The organism is Acinetobacter sp. YH12241, assembly GCF_013417535.1.
GTDB lineage: Bacteria > Pseudomonadota > Gammaproteobacteria > Pseudomonadales > Moraxellaceae > Acinetobacter.
Genome location: NZ_VPDQ01000058.1, coordinates 1 through 3,585, shown reverse-complemented (window position 1 = coordinate 3,585; position 3,585 = coordinate 1). Strand labels below are relative to the sequence as shown.

Genomic DNA, 3,585 nt, shown 5'->3' with positions numbered 1-3,585 from the left:
ACGATTGGTAAGAATCCACAACAAGTTGTTCTTCATGACGATGTATCTGAGGGTCTGTAGCTCAGTTGGTTAGAGCACACGCTTGATAAGCGTGGGGTCACAAGTTCAAGTCTTGTCAGACCCACCATGAGCGAGGGTCAGCGAAACATGTTTCGTCCGAGCGCAAGACGAGAGCTATGCTCGAGTTAAGCATTCGCCTTAACACAGTTTACGATACATCGAATCACAGATGATAAGCTGGGGACTTAGCTTAGTTGGTAGAGCGCCTGCTTTGCACGCAGGAGGTCAGGAGTTCGACTCTCCTAGTCTCCACCAAATTTCAAGACCAGAAAAACAACGTTTTTCCTTGAAATTTAAGCAAGAAGCTACGATTCGCGCAGTATGTGATCATACAGTAGCGTGAATGTTTAGTTCCTAAGCGATCAAGTGCGTAGATCCTAGAGATTAACAAGTAGAAGCGTTAAGATACGCACCACTTGATAATCTCTGTGATTTATCACAGTAATGCAATCCGACGAGGATGCATTAAATCATTAACAGAATATATTTGAGTTGAAATAATTTGTTCATACTCATGCAAGAGCGGAAACAAGAGATCGCAAGATTGACTGTTGAAGTGATTGAATGAGAACTAGCGAAATTAACTGAATCAAGCGTTTTGGTATATGAATCTAATTGAAGCTGTACAGTGATTAAGTTCACGAAACTCTAACTGTGTAATTGACTGAGTGATTGGTTGATTATGTTGTTTATCCTACTTGTAGGGATGAACGACTGTTTGGGGTTGTATAGTCAAGTAATTAAGTGCATGTGGTGGATGCCTTGGCAGTCAGAGGCGAAGAAAGACGTGATAGCCTGCGAAAAGCTCCGGGGAGGCGGCAAATATCCTGTGATCCGGAGATGTCTGAATGGGGAAACCCACCGGCTATAAGGTCGGTATCATAAACTGAATACATAGGTTTATGAGGCGAACGCGGAGAAGTGAAACATCTCAGTATCCGTAGGAAAAGAAATCAATTGAGATTCCCTCAGTAGCGGCGAGCGAAAGGGGAACAGCCCATTAAGTCATATCAGTTTTAGTGGAATGCTCTGGGAAGTGCAACCATAGTGGGTGATAGTCCTGTACACGAAAGGGCTGATATGATGATGTCGAGTAGGGCGAGGCACGTGAAACCTTGTCTGAATATAGGGGGACCATCCTCTAAGGCTAAATACTCCTGACTGACCGATAGTGAACCAGTACCGTGAGGGAAAGGCGAAAAGAACCCCTGTGAGGGGAGTGAAATAGATCCTGAAACCGCATGCATACAAGCAGTGGGAGCCACTTTGTGTGGTGACTGCGTACCTTTTGTATAATGGGTCAGCGACTTATATTCAGTAGCGAGGTTAACCGAATAGGGGAGCCGTAGAGAAATCGAGTCTTAATAGGGCGTTTAGTTGCTGGGTATAGACCCGAAACCGGGTGATCTATCCATGAGCAGGTTGAAGGTTGGGTAACACTAACTGGAGGACCGAACCCACTGTCGTTGAAAAGCCAGGGGATGACTTGTGGATAGGGGTGAAAGGCTAATCAAACTCGGTGATAGCTGGTTCTCCCCGAAAGCTATTTAGGTAGCGCCTCGGACGAATACCATTGGGGGTAGAGCACTGTTTCGGCTAGGGGGTCATCCCGACTTACCAAACCGATGCAAACTCCGAATACCAATGAGTACTATCCGGGAGACAGACTGCGGGTGCTAACGTCCGTAGTCAAGAGGAAAACAATCCAGACCGCCAGCTAAGGTCCCTAAATCATAGTTAAGTGGGAAACGATGTGGGAAGGCATAGACAGCTAGGAGGTTGGCTTAGAAGCAGCCACCCTTTAAAGAAAGCGTAATAGCTCACTAGTCGAGTCGGCCTGCGCGGAAGATGTAACGGGGCTAAAACTATGTACCGAAGCTGCGGATTTGCAATTTATTGCAAGTGGTAGGGGAGCGTTCTGTAAGCCGATGAAGGTGTGTTGAGAAGCATGCTGGAGGTATCAGAAGTGCGAATGCTGACGTGAGTAACGACAAAACGGGTGAAAAACCCGTTCGCTGAAAGACCAAGGGTTCCAGTCCAACGTTAATCGGGGCTGGGTGAGTCGACCCCTAAGGCGAGGCCGAGAGGCGTAGTCGATGGGAAATTGGTTAATATTCCAATACTTCAGTGTAATGCGATGAGAGGACGGAGAAGGTTAAGTCAGCCTGGCGTTGGTTGTCCAGGTGGAAGACTGTAGGCATGTATCTTAGGCAAATCCGGGGTACTCTATGCTGAGAGTTGATAGCAAGCCAGTTTACTGGTGAAGTGGCTGATACCATACTTCCAGGAAAAGTCTCTAAGCTTCAGTTACACTGGAATCGTACCCGAAACCGACACAGGTGGTCAGGTCGAGTAGACCAAAGCGCTTGAGAGAACTCTGCTGAAGGAACTAGGCAAAATGGTACCGTAACTTCGGGAGAAGGTACGCTGCCGGCGGTGATAGGACTTGCTCCTTGAGCTGTTGGCAGCCTCAGAAACCAGGCCGCTGCAACTGTTTATTAAAAACATAGCACTCTGCAAACACGAAAGTGGACGTATAGGGTGTGATGCCTGCCCGGTGCTGGAAGGTTAATTGATGGGGTTAGCGTAAGCGAAGCTCTTGATCGAAGCCCCAGTAAACGGCGGCCGTAACTATAACGGTCCTAAGGTAGCGAAATTCCTTGTCGGGTAAGTTCCGACCTGCACGAATGGCATAATGATGGCGGCGCTGTCTCCAGCAGAGGCTCAGTGAAATCGAATTCGCCGTGAAGATGCGGTGTACCCGCGGCTAGACGGAAAGACCCCGTGAACCTTTACTGCAGCTTGACATTGAACTTTGATCTTACTTGTGTAGGATAGGTGGGAGGCTTTGAAGTGGTGACGCTAGTTGCCATGGAGCCGTCCTTGAAATACCACCCTGGTAATATTGAGGTTCTAACTCTGCTCCCTGATCGGGAGCGAGGACCATGTCTGGTGGGTAGTTTGACTGGGGCGGTCTCCTCCTAAAGAGTAACGGAGGAGTACGAAGGTGCGCTCAGCGTGGTCGGAAATCACGCGTAGAGTATAAAGGCAAAAGCGCGCTTAACTGCGAGACCCACAAGTCGAGCAGGTACGAAAGTAGGTCTTAGTGATCCGGTGGTTCTGTATGGAAGGGCCATCGCTCAACGGATAAAAGGTACTCTGGGGATAACAGGCTGATACCGCCCAAGAGTTCATATCGACGGCGGTGTTTGGCACCTCGATGTCGGCTCATCTCATCCTGGGGCTGAAGCAGGTCCCAAGGGTATGGCTGTTCGCCATTTAAAGAGGTACGCGAGCTGGGTTTAGAACGTCGTGAGACAGTTCGGTCCCTATCTACCGTGGGCGCTGGAAATTTGAGAGGATCTGCTCCTAGTACGAGAGGACCAGAGTGGACGAACCTCTGGTGTACCGGTTGTGACGCCAGTCGCATCGCCGGGTAGCTATGTTCGGAAGGGATAACCGCTGAAAGCATCTAAGCGGGAAGCCTACCTCAAGATAAGATTTCCCCGAGACTTTATGTCTCCT

The 3,585-nt window shown here is 48.8% G+C and carries 2 tRNA genes and 1 rRNA gene; all 3 read left to right on the top strand.

The features are described from left to right. The first annotated feature begins 50 nt into the window (after positions 1-50). The 3 genes from FTV18_RS15420 (at position 51) to FTV18_RS15410 (ending at position 3,581) form a co-directional block, all read left to right on the top strand. Positions 51-127: transfer RNA gene (locus FTV18_RS15420), tRNA-Ile, on the top strand. A 112-nt stretch (positions 128-239) separates the two neighbouring features. Next, a tRNA-Ala gene (locus tag FTV18_RS15415) sits at positions 240-315 on the top strand. A 475-nt stretch (positions 316-790) separates the two neighbouring features. Further along, positions 791-3,581, top strand: a 23S ribosomal RNA gene (locus FTV18_RS15410). Positions 3,582-3,585: the final 4 nt, after the last annotated feature.